The 16974-nt window shown below is 59.2% G+C and carries 12 protein-coding genes; 8 read left to right on the top strand and 4 right to left on the bottom strand.

Annotation, left to right across the window (positions count from 1 at the left end; all coding sequences use genetic code 11):
• Positions 1–136: 136 nt before the first annotated feature.
• From EQW76_RS00150 to EQW76_RS00165, 4 genes are all read right to left on the bottom strand, one after another.
• Positions 137–472 (bottom strand): hypothetical protein, encoded by a 336-nt coding sequence (locus EQW76_RS00150; RefSeq protein ID WP_142822268.1) that lies wholly within the window; start codon positions 470–472, stop codon positions 137–139.
• Between the two features lie 32 nt (positions 473–504).
• The gene (locus tag EQW76_RS00155) at positions 505–1023 is read right to left on the bottom strand and encodes a YidB family protein (protein ID WP_142822269.1); all 519 of its coding nucleotides are present in this window, start codon (positions 1021–1023) and stop codon (positions 505–507) included.
• 186 nt (positions 1024–1209) lie between these two features.
• Positions 1210–2694 (bottom strand): alpha-amylase, encoded by a 1485-nt coding sequence (gene amyA, locus EQW76_RS00160; protein ID WP_142822270.1) that lies wholly within the window; start codon positions 2692–2694, stop codon positions 1210–1212.
• A 104-nt stretch (positions 2695–2798) separates the two neighbouring features.
• The gene (locus tag EQW76_RS00165; RefSeq protein WP_142822271.1) at positions 2799–4139 is read right to left on the bottom strand and encodes an MFS transporter; all 1341 of its coding nucleotides are present in this window, start codon (positions 4137–4139) and stop codon (positions 2799–2801) included.
• A 493-nt stretch (positions 4140–4632) separates the two neighbouring features.
• Here EQW76_RS00165 and secE point away from each other — a divergent pair, with 493 nt between their 5' ends.
• The 8 genes from secE (at position 4633) to rpoC (ending at position 16778) form a co-directional block, all read left to right on the top strand.
• Positions 4633–4833, top strand: coding sequence for a preprotein translocase subunit SecE (gene secE / locus EQW76_RS00170; RefSeq protein ID WP_111220666.1), 201 nt, complete (start codon positions 4633–4635; stop codon positions 4831–4833).
• Positions 4834–4851: 18 nt separating this feature from the next.
• A complete protein-coding gene (gene nusG / locus EQW76_RS00175; protein ID WP_142822272.1) occupies positions 4852–5382 on the top strand; it encodes a transcription termination/antitermination protein NusG in 531 nt (176 codons plus the stop codon).
• Positions 5383–5558: 176 nt separating this feature from the next.
• On the top strand, positions 5559–5987 hold the full coding sequence (rplK, locus tag EQW76_RS00180; protein ID WP_111220668.1) for a 50S ribosomal protein L11: 429 nt from the start codon (positions 5559–5561) through the stop codon (positions 5985–5987).
• Between the two features lie 4 nt (positions 5988–5991).
• Positions 5992–6687 (top strand): 50S ribosomal protein L1, encoded by a 696-nt coding sequence (rplA, locus tag EQW76_RS00185; protein WP_142822273.1) that lies wholly within the window; start codon positions 5992–5994, stop codon positions 6685–6687.
• Positions 6688–7022: 335 nt separating this feature from the next.
• Positions 7023–7544: a 50S ribosomal protein L10 gene (gene rplJ / locus EQW76_RS00190; protein ID WP_142822274.1), complete on the top strand. Its 522-nt coding sequence runs from the start codon at positions 7023–7025 to the stop codon at positions 7542–7544.
• 58 nt (positions 7545–7602) lie between these two features.
• A complete protein-coding gene (rplL, locus tag EQW76_RS00195; protein WP_142822275.1) occupies positions 7603–7980 on the top strand; it encodes a 50S ribosomal protein L7/L12 in 378 nt (125 codons plus the stop codon).
• Positions 7981–8240: 260 nt separating this feature from the next.
• Positions 8241–12380, top strand: coding sequence for a DNA-directed RNA polymerase subunit beta (gene rpoB, locus EQW76_RS00200; protein WP_142822276.1), 4140 nt, complete (start codon positions 8241–8243; stop codon positions 12378–12380).
• 189 nt (positions 12381–12569) lie between these two features.
• On the top strand, positions 12570–16778 hold the full coding sequence (gene rpoC / locus EQW76_RS00205; RefSeq protein WP_142822277.1) for a DNA-directed RNA polymerase subunit beta': 4209 nt from the start codon (positions 12570–12572) through the stop codon (positions 16776–16778).
• The last annotated feature ends 196 nt before the right edge of the window (positions 16779–16974 follow it).

The following is a 16974-nucleotide window of genomic DNA, read 5'->3' on the forward strand; positions in this document are numbered from 1 at the left end:
GCTTCACTCAGCATTTCATTGAAATCTGTTCTACCGGTTCTGAAAATCGGTGTGGTCACAAGCAAACGCCGATATCTGAATTAACAGATACCGGCGCCGATAATGCTGACGGATTGTAGTCGGTCGGTGGCTCCGACTAGCGGGTGGCGCCCCAGATAAACGCCAATGCCGCGACGATCGAGACCGCCGTCAGTGGATTGCCAGTGACTGTGGTCTTCACATCGTCAAGGATACGGTTGAAGCTGGAACCGGTTGCAACGCTGGTCGGTTCGTCTTTCCAGTCGCGGACCCTTTCGGCCTCGCGCGAATCCGCCCGTCCCTGAGGGATCCCGCTGATGGACTGCGAGACCGGGTCGGACGCCGGAAACGTGTCTTCAAGTCCCTGTTCGAGAGAATCCTTGCCGAGCACGCGCTGGACATTCTGCTCCTTGAGCAGGGACGCAACTGCTGGCGAGATAGGGTCGTTCGGCATGATATTCCTCCTGGATTTAAAAACTCCCGCACTTATTGCAGGAGCCGAGCAAAGCTCTTTTCGTCTGGTACCTTGCCGTCTGGCGTCAGGTCATTGACAGCCTTGGGGAGATCCTGTGATAGGCGGCTCAGCAGTTCCTGCTCGCTCAATCCCGTCTTTTCCGTCAGTTCCCTGACGACATCCGGGCCGAGCGCCTGTGACAGCTGCTGGTTGTCGATCGGCGCGTTGTCGCCGGGCGATACCCATGAGTTTGCAGCATCGCCGTGACCGTTCTGTTGGAATTGCTCCAGCAATCCGCCAAGCCCACCGCTGAGGATGCCGCCCGCAGATCCACCGCCGAGCAAGCCTCCAAGGCCGCCTTGCGTCACACTGCCGAGCAAGCCACCGAGCCCGCCGGCCTGATCCTCGCTTTGTTGCGTTCCGGGCTGCTGGGGCGAGGGAGCCTGTCCGCTCTTGGTTAGGTTGCGCAGCACCTCCGCAATCTGGTCACGATGCTGATATCCTGCGACAGCGAGGACACCGAGGAGTGCTTTCATGGGGCCAAGGTTCATATTCATCTCCCAATGTTGATCGTAGTTAAGAATGCCGACGACGTCGGATTGTTCCGCCTGCCAGCCGCGCCGTCGCCGCAATCTCTAGTGCGGCAACGGGCATCTCGGTTGTATCCCTGAGAGGAGCGGTCAGGACATTTCATTGCGTGCGCTTTCACACGCAGTTCGCGGCCTGCCGGCGCTGCTCTAAAGCCTGTCCTCCCGGACCCAGACGCTGACGTTTCCGCCGTGCGTCGGAAACTGGCCCTTTCCGTCCTCGCCGACTTCTATCCTGTCGTCTCGTTGGCCAAGGAAATCCACGAACACGCCGCCGGCATGACCGGTGCCGAGCTCCACAGTCTTTTCGCCGGCCTCGCCATTCGAGAGGACCACCACGCAGCCCGGCGCATCGGCGGTACCGTGGCGCACAAAGCCGATGCAATTGGGATCGTCGAACAGGTCGGTCTGGGCGCCGTTGGCAAAGCGCTTCCTCGCTTCCACCAGTCGCGGCAGGCATTCGATCGCCGGCATGTCGACAGACCGCTCGTTGCCGTCCTTGTCATCCGTGTAGCTCGCGCCGTAGAGATCCGGATAGAAGACGCATGGTGTTCCCTGCTCACGAAGCAGGATGAGCGCGTAGGCAAGCGGCTTGAACCACGGCTCGACGGCCGCCTCGAGGGATTGCAGCGGCTGCGTATCGTGGTTGTCGACAAGGGTGACGGCGTGCTGGGGAAGGGCCGACACCAGCGATCCATCGAAGATCGTTCGCATGTCGAAATCGCCGCCCTGCTTCGACGCTTCGTGGAAGCGGTGGTGCAGCGCCACGTCGAACACCTGGAGTTGGTGGTCTACGAGCTCGAGATAGCTCTTCAGGACTTCCATGTCCGGATGCCAGTATTCGGCGACGACGAACAGGTCGCGGCCAGCGGTTTCCCTCATGTGCCCGACCCAGTCCCGGAAGAACCAGGCCGGAATGTGCTTCGCCGCATCCAGGCGGAACCCGTCTAGCGGTAGCTGCTCGGAGACCCAGCGGCCCCAGTATTTCAGCTCCTCATAGACGGCGTTGTTCCGGAATTCGACATTGGCGCCCATCAGGTAGTCGAAGTTGCCGTTTTCTTCGTCGACCTGCTCGTTCCATTCGCCGTCGCCATACTCGTTGACGAGCCGGAAGATGCCTTTTTCGTCAGGCTCCTCGGTGACATCGACGCCGCTGAAGCACTTCATATCCCAGATGAACTTGGAGTGCGCTCCATTGCGACCAGGGAAGGTGAAGCGTGTGTAGGCCAGCGCTTGGAATGCCTCGTCCTCGATCTGCGTTCTGTCCTCCGGATTGACGCGGCGAACCTTGACGCTTTCCTTTTCGTCGGCGCCCATCTTGTGGTTCAGCACGACGTCTAGGATGACGCAAACGCCGTTGGCTTTCAGGCTAGCGGCCGCGTTTTCGAGAGCGGCCCGGTCGCCGTATTTGGTCGCCACAGTGCCCTTTTGCTCGAACTCTCCCAGATCGAACAGATCGTAGGTGTCGTAACCGACAGAATAGCCGCCGGCGGCGCCCTTGTACGCTGGCGGCAACCAGACATCGGTAATGCCGATATTCGCAAGTCTTTCTGCCTTTTCAGCCACCTCGTTCCAGAGCCGGCCTCCGTCCGGATAGTACCAGTGAAAGAACTGCATCAGGGTGCGACCGGCCATGTTTTTCTATTTCCTCATGAATTGACGCGCCCATAACGGTCCGTCTCCAGATCTGTTCCGCTTCTTCGCGATGCAGGACGAAGTGCACCGCCCTGAAAGCGACCTCAGCGCGGCACAGTCTCGACATTCTTGCGGTCACCGGTCAGTGACAGCGCCAGCGCGGTGCAGATTGCGCCAGACAGCAGGTAGGCGCCGATTGCCCATATGCCGACATGGGTCGCCAGCGCGAGTACGATCAGGGGCGCAAACGCGGCACCCAGGAGCCAGGCGATATCGGAGGTGAACGCGGAGGCCGTGTAGCGAAATTGCGGTGCAAATCTGGTTGCAACGGCGCCGGACGATTGGCCGAAGGAAATGCCAAGCACGAAGAAACCGATCAGCAGGAAGACGTTCTGGCCGGCCTGCCCGAGTGTCAGCAGGAAGGGTGCTGCAAAAGCAAATATCGCGATTAGCAGCGCTCCCAGCAGCAGCTCGCGCGGCCGGCCGATCCGGTCGGCCAGCAAGCCGGAGAGGATGATGCCGACGACGGCAAACACCGATGCGCCAACCTGCCAGAGCAGCATATCGGCAGCACCGCGCCTGTCGGTGGCCACGCTCCAGCTCAGCGGAAAGATAGTCACGAGATAGATGGTCGCAAAAGCCGCGAGCGGCACGAAAGATCCGATCAGGATCTCGCGCCCTTGCGTGCGGATCGTCTCCAGCACCAGACGCGGCTGCAATTCACGCTCCAGCAGCGCCTGCTCGAAGGCCGGCGTCGCGACGATGCGAAGACGCGCAAAAAGGGCGACGACGTTGATGGCGAAGGCGACAAACAGCGGATAGCGCCATCCCCATGACAGGAAGTCATCGTCAGACAGGTTACCGACGAAATAGGCGAAGAGGACGGCGGCAAGAGCAAAGCCGATGGGCGCGCCGAGTTGCGGGATCATAGCGTACCATCCCCGCTGGTCTGCCGGTGCGTTCAAGGCGGAGAGCGAGGCCAGACCGTCCCAGGCTCCGCCGAGTGCGATCCCCTGAATAATCCGGAACGCCGCAAGCATGGCGATGACCGGCACGCCGAGCTCATCGTAGCTTGGCAGGAAGGCAACCGCTGCCGTCGATCCGCCAAGCAGGAATAGAGCAATGGTGAGTTTGGTGCCGCGACCATAGTTTCGGTCCACCCACATGAAGATGAGCGATCCGAACGGGCGGGCGATGAAGGCGAGCGAAAAGACGGCGAACGAGCAGAGGATCCTGTTCGTCTCGCCGTCGATGAAGGGGAACATCAGGCGGGGGAATACCAGAACCGATGCAATGCCGTAGACAAAGAAGTCGAAAAACTCAGACGTTCGCCCGATGATCACGCCGATGGAGACATTTGCCGGAGCGCTCGTCTCGCCGCGATGGAGGTCGCGGGCGTCTTCCTCCAGTGTCGATGACTTGGGGTTGGCATGATCTTGGCTCATCGTCGTCCCTCGCTCTTGCAGTCCGATATCAAGCCGCAACGCAGGCGGGCAAAATTGGTTGCGCACCATATTGAACAATATCTCTGCTTTTCACGCCAGCGCATCATTCGGTTCTACGAATGGAAGGCATCGCCGAGTAGGGGGCTTACGTGGGCGATCTGCAACCCAGGCTCTATTTCAGCGGGAAAGCACTTGAATGCCCGCAAGGTGGCGTGCTAAGGCACCCCAGCCGAAGCCGGCAGAGAATTCTCAAGGGGCTAATTTTAGCCGCGCCGGGGAGATCCTGCTGTTTAGGCCTGATAGATGCCGATCTGACCAGCGCGAAGGTTTCGCTGCTTCTCGGGTCGGTTTGCTGCATCTGCGGCAAAATTCGTGAGCGACTGATTCATCTCTTGTTAAAAAGGGAATCGGTCGTTATGTAAGGGTTCAACAGACACGCGGTGCGTGGGGCTGACTCGTTCAGCTTTACGCGCCGTAATTGCGTGGGCAGTCAATGGCATCCAAATCGAATCCGCTCGTGTTTCTCCGGCAGGTCCGCTCGGAGACAGCGAAAGTTACGTGGCCTTCGCGTCGTGAAACGGTGATCTCCACCGTCATGGTGCTGGTCATGGTGGTATTCGCGGCAATGTTTTTCTTTGCTGCCGACCAGCTTATTGGCTGGATTCTTGGTTACGTGCTGCAGGCCGGCAATTAATATCGAGTGGAGATGAAGATGGCGGCACGTTGGTACATCGTCCACGCTTATTCTAATTTTGAGAAGAAGGTTGCCGAGGATATCGAGAACAAGGCGCGTCAGAAGGGTCTGTCGCACCTGTTCGAGAAGATCCTCGTACCGACCGAAAAGGTGGTTGAAGTGCGCCGCGGCCGCAAGGTCGATGCAGAGCGCAAGTTCTTTCCGGGCTACGTCATGGTTCGGGCTAACCTGACCGACGAAGCCTATCACCTGATCAAGAATACGCCGAAGGTCACTGGCTTCCTCGGTTCCGACAACAAGCCGGTTCCGATCCCCGACAGCGAGGCTGATCGCATTCTCGGTCAGGTTCAGGAAGGTGTCGAGCGTCCGAAGGCCTCCATCTCGTTCGAGATCGGCGAGCAGGTTCGCGTTTCCGACGGTCCGTTCGCTTCTTTCAACGGCACGGTACAGGATGTCGATGAAGAGCGTTCGCGCCTCAAGGTGGAAGTCTCCATCTTCGGCCGCGCCACGCCGGTCGAACTCGAATACGCACAGGTCGAGAAGGTCTGAGTTTTTTAAATTCACCATCCGTCATTTGCGTGACGGATGGTGCGCGGCGTTTGCCGCAAGCGCGTGGAAGGGCAGGGCTCTAGCCGAACCTGACGTCCGTACCACGCAACCGCAGCCGCCGGAGCGATCCGGCATCAACGGCCGGGCAACCGGCCAACAGTGAAAGGCAGAGAGATATGGCTAAGAAAGTTGCAGGCCAGCTCAAGCTTCAGGTCAAGGCAGGATCGGCTAACCCGTCCCCGCCAATCGGCCCGGCGCTTGGTCAGCGTGGCGTAAACATCATGGAATTCTGCAAGGCGTTCAATGCCGCCACGCAGGAAATGGAAAAGGGCATGCCGATCCCGGTCGTCATCACCTACTACCAGGACAAGTCCTTCACCTTCATCATGAAGCAGCCGCCAGTCAGCTACTTCCTGAAGAAGGAAGCAAAGATCACTTCGGGATCGAAGCTGCCAGGCAAGACCAAGGCAGGCGAAATCTCCCGTGACCAGGTTCGCAGCATCGCTACGGCGAAGATGAAGGACCTGAACGCCGCGGATATCGAAGGTGCAATGGCCATGATCGAGGGCTCCGCCCGCGCTATGGGCCTGGAAGTGGTAGGTTAATCCGATGGTTGCGAAGCGCATCAAGAAAATCCGCGTCGGCGTCGATCCGACCCAGCTCTACGCTCTCGACCTCGCCATCGGCATGGTCAAGGAACGGGCTATCGCCAAGTTCGACGAAACTGTCGAAGTCTCCATGAACCTCGGCGTCGACCCACGTCACGCCGACCAGATGGTCCGTGGCGTCGTCAACCTGCCGAACGGCACCGGCCGTGACGTTCGCGTCGCCGTCTTCGCTCGTGGCGCAAAGGCTGACGAAGCTCGCGCAGCTGGCGCCGATGTCGTTGGCGCCGAAGACTTGGTCGAAATCGTCCAGGGCGGCAAGATCGACTTCGACCGTTGCATCGCAACGCCTGACATGATGCCGCTGGTCGGTCGTCTCGGCAAGGTTCTCGGCCCGCGCGGCATGATGCCTAACCCGAAGGTCGGCACCGTGACCATGGACGTCGCTGGCGCTGTCAAGGCATCCAAGGGCGGCGCTGTCGAGTTCCGCGTCGAGAAGGCTGGCATCGTCCACGCCGGCATCGGCAAGGCCTCGTTCGAGCCGAAGGCGCTGGAAGAAAACATCCGCGCATTCGCCGACGCCGTCATCAAGGCAAAGCCGGCTGGCGCCAAGGGCATTTATGTCAAGCGCGTCGCCATCTCTTCGACCATGGGCCCAGGCGTCCGTATCGAAGTTGCCTCGGTCACCGCACCGGTCTGATAATTCGGCCGGGCGCAAGTCCGGCCATCAAGAATTCCCGACCTCTCCGGAGGTTGGGATTTCCGGAGAAATCCGGAATTCCTGTCCGAGATTGCAGGTGGTTATCCCTTAATCACTGATGCCTGCATGAGACGGGTAAGACCCGAATTTGGATGAAGTTTTTGACTTCGATAAACTCGGTTCGAGCCTTGGATGCCTTGTGTTCTGCGATCCCCCGGGGTCCAGGCGCGAGGGGACAGGATCCTCAAGCGTCGCTTGGGATCTCATCGATCCCTTGAGGCAAAAGGCAACCCGGCAGGGCCGTCCTACACGGACCTGTCAACTGGAGAAAAGCAGTGGAAAAAGCGGAAAAGCGCGAATTCGTCACGGAACTGAACGGGGTCTTCCAGGCCGCCGGCTCAGTCGTCGTGGCCCACTATGCTGGTGTCACAGTCGCACAGATGAACGACTTCCGTTCGAAGATGCGCGCTGCTGGCGGCACCGTCAAAGTCGCGAAGAACCGCCTGGCCAAGATTGCTCTTCAGGGCACTGAGTCGGAAGGGATGTCTGATCTCTTCAAGGGTCAAACGCTGATCGCTTACAGCGCAGACCCGATTACGGCTCCTAAGGTACTCGTGGATTTTGCCAAGACCAATGACAAGATCATTGTTCTCGGTGGTTCCATGGGATCGACCACACTCAACGCGGACGCTGTCCGGTCGCTTGCGACCCTGCCTTCGCTTGATGAACTGCGTTCGAAGCTGCTGGCCATGATCCAGACCCCAGCTACCCGTATCGCAGGCGTCGTTGCAGCACCGGCAGCTCAGCTTGCTCGCGTGTTTGCCGCCTATGCCAAGAAGGACGAAGAAGCCGCTTGAGGCGGTTTTTCGCTGTTACATTAAACCAGATCGAACCGAATAAAAAAGGAACTATACCATGGCTGATCTCGCAAAGATCGTAGACGACCTTTCTGCTCTGACCGTTCTCGAAGCCGCTGAACTGTCGAAGCTCCTCGAAGAAAAGTGGGGCGTTTCCGCTGCTGCTCCGGTTGCTGCTGCAGCCGCTGCTGGCGGTGGCGCTGCTGCTGTCGTCGAAGAAGAAAAGACTGAGTTCGACGTCGTCCTCACGGACGTTGGCGCGAACAAGATCAACGTCATCAAGGAAGTCCGCGCAATCACAGGTCTCGGCCTGAAGGAAGCTAAGGACCTCGTTGAAGCCGCTCCTAAGGCTGTCAAGGAAGGCGTCAACAAGGCTGAAGCCGCTGACATCAAGAAGAAGCTCGAAGACGCCGGCGCTAAGGTCGACGTTAAGTAATCTTCAAACTGCGTTTGGGGGGTGGCTTCGTGCCGCCTCCCATTTGCCGTTTTTTCTGAACGCCTTACCTAAGGGCCGCATCTTCGGCTTTTCGGTAATGAGTTCTTCAAGAGGATAGTCTCCAGGCGAATACGACACGGCATCCGCGCCTGCGCATTCGAATGTGAGACGAGATTGAACCACTCATTGATAGACGGGATCGCCTGGCCAGCGGTTCCCGTCAGTTGCAGGCCCGGATGCAAGATTTTGAAGGAGCGACGATGGCTCAGACCCTTTCGTTCAACGGTCGTAGGCGCGTACGCAGATTTTTTGGTAAGATTCCTGAAGTTGCAGAGATGCCGAACCTCATTGAGGTTCAGAAGGCATCCTACGACCAGTTTTTGCTTGTTGATGAGCCCAAGGGCGGTCGCCCCGACGAGGGCCTTCAGTCGGTTTTCAAGTCGGTGTTCCCGATAACTGATTTTTCCGGCACCTCGATGCTTGAATTCGTCTCGTACGAATTCGAACCGCCGAAGTTCGACGTCGACGAATGCCGTCAGCGCGACCTGACCTACGCAGCGCCGCTGAAGGTGACGCTGCGCCTCATCGTGTTCGATATTGACGAAGATACGGGCGCGAAGTCCATCAAGGACATCAAGGAACAGTCGGTCTACATGGGCGACATGCCCCTGATGACCAATAACGGCACCTTTGTCGTCAACGGCACCGAGCGCGTCATCGTCTCGCAGATGCACCGTTCGCCAGGCGTGTTCTTCGACCATGACAAGGGCAAGAGCCACTCATCCGGCAAGCTGCTGTTTGCTGCCCGCGTCATCCCTTATCGCGGTTCCTGGCTCGATATCGAATTCGACGCCAAGGACATCGTCTACGCCCGTATCGACCGTCGCCGCAAGATCCCGGTAACGTCGCTGCTGATGGCGCTCGGCATGGACGGCGAAGAAATCCTCGAGACCTTCTACACCAAGTCGACCTATGAGCGCTCCGGCGACGGCTGGCGCATTCCGTTCATCGCCGAGACGCTGAAAGGCGCCAAGACGATCACCGACATGATCGATGCCGACACCGGCGAAGTCGTTGTCGAAGGCGGAAAGAAGCTGACCCCGCGCCTGCTCAAGCAGTTGACCGAGAAAGGCCTCAAGGCCCTCAAGGCGACCGACGAAGAGCTGTACGGCAACTTCCTCGCCGAAGACATCGTCAACTTCGAGACCGGCGAGATCTATCTCGAAGCCGGCGACGAACTCGACGAAAAGACGCTGCCGATCATCCTCAAGGCCGGTTTCAACGAGATCCCGGTTCTCGGTATCGACCACATCAACATCGGCGCCTACATCCGCAACACGCTCTCGGTCGACAAGAACGAGAACCGTCAGGATGCGCTGTTCGATATCTACCGCGTCATGCGTCCGGGCGAGCCGCCGACAATGGACTCGGCCGAAGCCATGTTCAACTCGCTGTTCTTCGACAGCGAGCGTTACGACCTGTCGGCTGTCGGCCGCGTCAAGATGAACATGCGTCTTGACCTCGAAGTCGAGGACACTGTCCGCACGCTGCGCAAGGAAGACATCCTCGCAGTCGTCAAGATGCTGGTCGAACTGCGCGACGGCAAGGGCGAAATCGACGACATCGACAACCTCGGTAACCGCCGTGTACGTTCGGTCGGCGAATTGATGGAAAATCAGTACCGCCTCGGCCTGCTTCGCATGGAGCGCGCTATCAAGGAACGCATGTCGTCGATCGAGATCGACACCGTCATGCCGCAGGACCTGATCAACGCCAAGCCAGCCGCTGCTGCCGTCCGCGAATTCTTCGGCTCCTCGCAGCTGTCGCAGTTCATGGACCAGGTGAACCCGCTCTCGGAAATCACCCACAAGCGCCGTCTCTCGGCTCTTGGACCGGGCGGTCTGACCCGCGAGCGCGCCGGCTTCGAAGTCCGCGACGTGCATCCGACCCACTACGGTCGTATTTGCCCGATCGAGACTCCGGAAGGCCCGAACATCGGTCTGATCAACTCGCTGGCCACCTTTGCCCGCGTCAACAAGTACGGCTTCATCGAAAGCCCTTACCGTAAGATCATCGACGGCAAGGTCACCTTCGAAGTGCTTTATCTCTCCGCCATGGAAGAGGCCAAGTACTACGTTGCCCAGGCCAACGCCGAAATGAACCCCGATGGCTCGTTTGCCGAAGAGTTCGTGGTTTGCCGTCATGCCGGCGAAGTCATGCTTGCTCCGCGCGACAACATCAACTTGATGGACGTCTCGCCGAAGCAGCTGGTTTCGGTCGCTGCCGCGCTGATCCCGTTCCTGGAAAACGACGACGCCAACCGCGCTCTGATGGGCTCGAACATGCAGCGTCAGGCCGTGCCTCTGCTGCGTGCCGAAGCTCCGTTCGTCGGCACCGGCATGGAGCCGATCGTTGCCCGTGACTCCGGCGCTGCCATCGGCGCCCGTCGTGGCGGCGTGGTCGACCAGGTGGATGCGACACGTATCGTTATCCGCGCTACGGAAGGCCTCGATGCTTCGAAGTCCGGCGTAGATATCTACCGCCTGATGAAGTTCCAGCGTTCGAACCAGAACACCTGCGTCAACCAGCGTCCGCTGGTCACCGTTGGTGACGTCGTCAACCGCGGCGACATCCTGGCCGACGGTCCTTCGACCGATCTCGGCGATCTGGCGCTCGGCCGGAACGTGCTCGTCGCGTTCATGCCATGGAACGGCTACAACTACGAAGACTCGATCCTGCTTTCCGAGCGTATCGTTGCTGACGACGTGTTCACCTCCATCCACATCGAAGAATTCGAAGTGATGGCGCGCGACACCAAGCTTGGTCCGGAAGAAATCACGCGCGACATTCCTAACGTATCGGAAGAAGCGCTGAAGAACCTCGACGAAGCCGGTATCGTCTACATCGGTGCCGAAGTGACGCCGGGCGACATTCTGGTCGGCAAGATCACACCGAAGGGCGAGAGCCCGATGACGCCGGAAGAAAAGCTTCTGCGCGCCATCTTCGGCGAGAAGGCCTCCGACGTTCGCGACACATCCATGCGGATGCCTCCGGGCACCTACGGTACCGTCGTTGAAGTTCGCGTTTTCAACCGCCACGGCGTTGAAAAGGACGAACGTGCGATGGCGATCGAGCGGGAAGAAATCGAACGTCTCGCCAAGGACCGCGACGACGAACAGGCGATCCTCGACCGTAACGTCTACGGCCGCCTGATAGAAAACCTGCGCGGTCAGGTGTCGGTTGCCGGTCCAAAGGGCTTCAAGAAGGGCGTCGAGCTCTCCAACGCCGTCATCTCCGAATATCCCCGCTCGCAGTGGTGGATGTTTGCAGTCGAGGACGAGCGGATCCAGGGCGAAGTCGAAGCGCTCCGTGGCCAGTACGACGAATCCAAGTCGCGCCTTGAACAGCGCTTCATGGACAAGGTCGAAAAGGTCCAGCGCGGCGACGAAATGCCTCCGGGCGTCATGAAGATGGTCAAGGTCTTCGTCGCTGTTAAGCGCAAGATCCAGCCAGGCGACAAGATGGCTGGCCGTCACGGCAACAAGGGCGTTGTTTCGCGCATCTTGCCGGTTGAGGACATGCCTTTCCTCGAAGACGGTACGCATGTCGACATCGTGCTGAACCCGCTCGGCGTTCCGTCGCGCATGAACGTTGGCCAGATCCTCGAAACCCATCTGGGTTGGGCCTGCGCCGGCATGGGTCGCCAGATCGGCGATCTTCTGGAAGCCTACAAGGCAGGTGGCGATATCGCGCCGCTGCGCAAGACGATCGACGACGTCGTCGGCTCTGGTCCGAAGGGCGACGAAGTCAGGGAGTACGACGACGAGTCCGTCGTTCGCCTGGCCGATCAGTGGAAGCGCGGCGTATCGATTGCAACGCCTGTATTCGACGGTGCCCATGAAGCCGACGTCAACGACATGCTGCGTCTTGCCGGTCTCAAGGAAAGCGGCCAGTCGACGCTTTACGACGGACGTACAGGTGAACAGTTCGACCGTCAGGTGACAGTCGGCTACATCTATATGTTGAAGCTGAACCACTTGGTCGACGACAAGATCCATGCCCGTTCGATCGGTCCTTACTCGCTCGTGACCCAGCAGCCGCTGGGTGGCAAGGCGCAGTTCGGCGGTCAGCGCTTCGGGGAAATGGAAGTCTGGGCACTGGAAGCATACGGTGCGGCATACACGCTGCAGGAAATGCTGACGGTGAAGTCGGACGACGTGGCCGGGCGTACCAAGGTTTACGAAGCGATCGTCCGTGGCGACGATACCTTCGAGGCCGGTATTCCGGAAAGCTTCAACGTTCTCGTCAAGGAAATGCGTTCGCTGGGTCTGAGCGTCGAGCTGGAGAATTCCAAGCTCGAGGATCTGCAGCCAGTGCAGTTGCCGGACGCGGCCGAATAACAATCGATAAGGTGCGCGCTGCCTTAGGCAGCGCGCATCGTCCCTCCGCCATCACGTTTTCGTTTGGCCTGGCAGGGACGATTCCGCCGCAATCTGCGGTTATTGTCGTTTTAAGGCGTCAGTCCGGTTCCCGGGAATTTTCCGGTACTGATCGCATTTGGGGGCGTTTCGCCCAAGAAGGAGACAGGCATGAACCAAGAGGTCATGAATCTTTTCAATCCGCAGGTGCCTGCACAGAACTTCGATTCAATTCGAATTTCCATCGCATCGCCGGAGAAGATCCTCTCCTGGTCGTACGGCGAGATCAAGAAGCCAGAAACAATCAACTATCGTACGTTCAAGCCTGAACGCGATGGTCTGTTCTGCGCGCGGATCTTCGGACCGATCAAGGACTACGAATGCTTGTGCGGCAAGTACAAGCGCATGAAGTACAAGGGCATCATCTGCGAAAAGTGCGGCGTCGAAGTCACGCTGTCGCGCGTTCGGCGCGAGCGCATGGGTCATATCGAACTGGCTGCACCCGTTGCCCACATCTGGTTCCTGAAGTCGCTGCCATCGCGCATCTCGACGCTGCTCGACATGACGTTGAAAGACGTTGAACGCGTCCTGTACTTCGAAAACTATATCGTCACCGAGCCAGGCCTGACTGCTCTGAAAGAGCATCACATGCTCTCGGAAGAAGAGTACATGCTTGCCGTTGACGAATACGGCGAAGACCAGTTCACTGCGATGATCGGCGCCGAAGCCATCTTCGAATTGCTGGCATCCATGGATCTCGAAAAGATCGCCGGCGATCTGCGCCAGGATCTTGCCGACACCACGTCGGACCTGAAGCAGAAGAAGCTGATGAAGCGTCTCAAGATCGTTGAGAACTTCATGGAATCCGGCAATCGCCCGGAATGGATGATCATGAAGATCGTTCCCGTGATCCCGCCGGACCTGCGTCCGCTGGTACCGCTGGACGGCGGTCGCTTTGCGACCTCCGACCTGAACGATCTGTATCGCCGCGTCATCAACCGCAACAACCGCCTGAAGCGCCTGATCGAGCTTCGTGCGCCTGGCATCATCATCCGCAACGAAAAGCGCATGCTGCAGGAATCCGTCGATGCGCTGTTCGACAACGGCCGTCGCGGTCGCGTCATCACGGGTGCCAACAAGCGTCCGCTGAAGTCGCTCTCCGACATGCTGAAGGGCAAGCAGGGTCGTTTCCGCCAGAACCTTCTCGGTAAGCGCGTCGACTATTCCGGCCGTTCGGTTATCGTCACCGGTCCGGAACTGAAGCTCCACCAGTGCGGCCTGCCGAAGAAGATGGCGCTCGAACTGTTCAAGCCGTTCATCTACGCCCGTCTCGACGCCAAGGGTTACTCCTCGACCGTCAAGCAGGCGAAGAAGCTGGTCGAGAAGGAAAAGCCGGAAGTCTGGGATATCCTCGACGAGGTCATCCGCGAGCACCCGGTTCTCTTGAACCGCGCTCCGACGCTTCACCGTCTCGGCATCCAGGCGTTTGAGCCCATGCTGGTCGAAGGCAAGGCCATCCAGCTGCATCCGCTCGTCTGCACGGCCTTCAACGCCGACTTCGACGGCGACCAGATGGCCGTTCACGTGCCGCTCTCGCTGGAAGCCCAGCTTGAAGCACGCGTCCTGATGATGTCGACCAACAACATCCTGCACCCTGCAAACGGCGCACCGATCATCGTGCCGTCGCAGGACATGGTTCTCGGCCTCTACTATCTGTCGATCATGAACCAGAACGAGCCGGGCGAAGGCATGGCCTTCTCGGATCTCGGCGAGCTGCATCATGCCCTTGAAAACAAGGTCGTCACGCTGCACTCCAAGGTGCGTGGCCGCTTCAAGTCGATCGACGAAGAGGGCAAGCCTTACTCTAAGATCTATGAAACGACGCCTGGCCGCATGCTCATCGGCGAACTTCTGCCAAAGGCATTCAAGGTTCCTTACGAAACCTGCAACCAGGAAATGACCAAGAAGAACATCTCCAAGATGATCGACACGGTCTATCGTCACTGCGGCCAGAAGGACACGGTCATTTTCTGCGACCGTATCATGCAGCTCGGCTTCGCTCACGCCTGCCGCGCCGGCATCTCGTTCGGCAAGGACGACATGGTCATTCCGGAAACCAAGGCCAAGATCGTCGGTGACACCGAAAGCCTGGTGAAGGAATACGAACAGCAGTACAATGACGGCCTGATTACCCAGGGCGAAAAGTACAACAAGGTCGTAGACGCATGGGGCAAGGCTACCGAAAAGGTCGCTGAAGACATGATGGCCCGGATCAAGGCCGTCGAGTTCGATGAGGCTACCGGTCGCCAGAAGCCGATGAACGCGATTTACATGATGTCCCACTCCGGTGCCCGCGGTTCTCCGAACCAGATGCGCCAGCTGGGTGGTATGCGCGGCCTGATGGCTAAGCCTTCGGGCGAAATCATCGAGACGCCGATCATCTCGAACTTCAAGGAAGGCCTGACCGTTAACGAGTACTTCAACTCGACCCACGGCGCCCGCAAGGGTCTTGCAGACACCGCCCTGAAGACAGCCAACTCCGGTTACCTGACGCGCCGTCTCGTTGACGTTGCGCAGGATTGCATCGTCACGCACGTCGATTGCGGTACAGAATCGGGCCTCACCATGACCGCCATCGTCGATGCCGGTCAGGTGGTTGCCTCCATCGGTGCCCGTATCCTCGGTCGTACGGCGCTGGACGATATCGATCACCCGGTCACGGGCGAGCGCATCGTCGATGCCGGCAAGATGATCCTCGAGCCAGATGTCATCGAGATCGAAAAGGCCGGCATCCAGTCGATCCGTATTCGTTCTGCCCTGACCTGCGAAATCCAGACGGGCGTTTGCGGCGTCTGCTACGGCCGAGATCTCGCCCGTGGTACGCCGGTCAACATCGGTGAAGCTGTCGGCGTCATCGCCGCGCAGTCGATCGGTGAACCAGGCACCCAGCTGACCATGCGTACCTTCCACTTGGGCGGCACGGCCACCGTGGTCGACCAGTCGTTCCTCGAAGCGTCCTACGAAGGTACGGCGCAGCTGAAGAACCGCAACATGCTGCGCAACTCTGACGGCGTTCTCGTCGCCATGGGCCGCAATATGACGATCCAGATCCTTGACGAACGCGGTGTCGAGCGCTCCTCGCAGCGCGTCGCCTACGGTTCGAAGATCTATGTGGATGACGGTGACAAGGTTCGTCGTGGACAGCGCCTCGCAGAGTGGGACCCCTACACACGTCCGATCATGACGGAACTGGCTGGTACGGTTCAGTTCGAAGACGTTGTCGACGGTCTGTCCGTTCTGGAAGCCACCGACGAAGCGACCGGCATCACCAAGCGTCAGGTCATCGACTGGCGTTCGACCCCACGCGGTTCGGACCTCAAGCCGGCGATCGTCATCAAGGACGCCAGCGGCAATGTTGCAAAACTGCCCCGCGGTACGGATGCCCGCTTCTTCCTCTCCGTCGATGCGATCCTTTCGGTCGAGCCCGGCCAGAAAGTATCCCAGGGTGACGTTCTTGCCCGCTCGCCGCTGGAAAGCGCCAAGACCAAGGACATCACCGGCGGTCTGCCGCGCGTCGCCGAATTGTTCGAAGCCCGTCGTCCGAAGGACCACGCTGTCATCGCCGAAATCGATGGCACGATCCGTCTCGGCCGCGACTACAAGAACAAGCGTCGCGTTATCATCGAGCCTGCGGAAGACGGCGTCGAGCCAGTCGAATACCTGATCCCGAAGGGCAAGCCCTTCCATCTTCAGGACGGCGACTACATCGAAAAGGGTGATTACATCCTCGACGGTAACCCGGCACCGCACGACATCCTGGCGATCAAGGGCGTCGAGGCACTTGCCTCGTACCTGGTCAACGAAATCCAGGAAGTCTATCGTCTGCAGGGCGTTGTCATCAACGACAAGCACATCGAAGTGATTGTTCGTCAGATGCTGCAGAAGGTGGAAATCACCGATGCGGGAGACAGCCACTATATCGTCGGCGACAACGTCGACCGTATCGAGCTGGAAGACAACAACGACCGCTTGATCGAGGAAGGCAAGAAGCCTGCTTACGGCGATCCGGTTCTGCTCGGCATCACAAAGGCGTCGCTGCAGACGCCGTCCTTCATCTCCGCCGCGTCCTTCCAGGAAACGACGAAGGTGCTGACGGAGGCTGCAATCGCCGGCAAGACCGATGGCCTGCAGGGCCTGAAGGAAAACGTCATCGTCGGCCGCCTCATCCCGGCCGGTACCGGTGGTACAATGACGCAGATCCGCCGCATCGCCACGGCGCGCGACGAACTGATCCTCGAAGAGCGCCGCAAGGGCTCCGGATCGGCCGTCGCCACGCCGATGCTGCAGAACCTCAACGAAAAGGCCCCAGCCGCCGAGTAATCGGCGACAGGGTCCAGACACAAAAACACCGCCCGGAGCGATCCGGGCGGTGTTTTGCGTTTTCGTGTTCGCTTAATGACGCGGCAGAGATTGGTAGCGTTGGGGTATCAGGCCAACTCCGCCGTCATCCTCGGGCTTGTCCCGAGGATCTGCAATGATTTGAAATCGCCGGTAGATTGGATCCTCGGGACAAGCC

It is taken from the genome of Rhizobium sp. rho-13.1, assembly GCF_007000305.1.
In the GTDB taxonomy this organism is placed as follows: Bacteria; Pseudomonadota; Alphaproteobacteria; order Rhizobiales; family Rhizobiaceae; genus Rhizobium; species Rhizobium rhododendri.

Bases quoted from the DNA above. Each gene is read 5' to 3' on its own strand.
- rplL (WP_142822275.1), top strand. From the start codon at position 7,603: ATGGCTGATCTCGCAAAGATCGTAGACGACCTTTCTGCTCTGACCGTT.
- EQW76_RS00165 (WP_142822271.1), bottom strand. From the start codon at position 4,139: ATGAGCCAAGATCATGCCAACCCCAAGTCATCGACACTGGAGGAAGAC.
- rpoC (WP_142822277.1), top strand. From the start codon at position 12,570: ATGAACCAAGAGGTCATGAATCTTTTCAATCCGCAGGTGCCTGCACAG.
- rplK (WP_111220668.1), top strand. From the start codon at position 5,559: ATGGCTAAGAAAGTTGCAGGCCAGCTCAAGCTTCAGGTCAAGGCAGGA.
- secE (WP_111220666.1), top strand. From the start codon at position 4,633: ATGGCATCCAAATCGAATCCGCTCGTGTTTCTCCGGCAGGTCCGCTCG.
- amyA (WP_142822270.1), bottom strand. From the start codon at position 2,694: ATGGCCGGTCGCACCCTGATGCAGTTCTTTCACTGGTACTATCCGGAC.
- EQW76_RS00150 (WP_142822268.1), bottom strand. From the start codon at position 472: ATGCCGAACGACCCTATCTCGCCAGCAGTTGCGTCCCTGCTCAAGGAG.
- rplA (WP_142822273.1), top strand. From the start codon at position 5,992: ATGGTTGCGAAGCGCATCAAGAAAATCCGCGTCGGCGTCGATCCGACC.
- nusG (WP_142822272.1), top strand. From the start codon at position 4,852: ATGGCGGCACGTTGGTACATCGTCCACGCTTATTCTAATTTTGAGAAG.
- EQW76_RS00155 (WP_142822269.1), bottom strand. From the start codon at position 1,023: ATGAACCTTGGCCCCATGAAAGCACTCCTCGGTGTCCTCGCTGTCGCA.
- rpoB (WP_142822276.1), top strand. From the start codon at position 8,241: ATGGCTCAGACCCTTTCGTTCAACGGTCGTAGGCGCGTACGCAGATTT.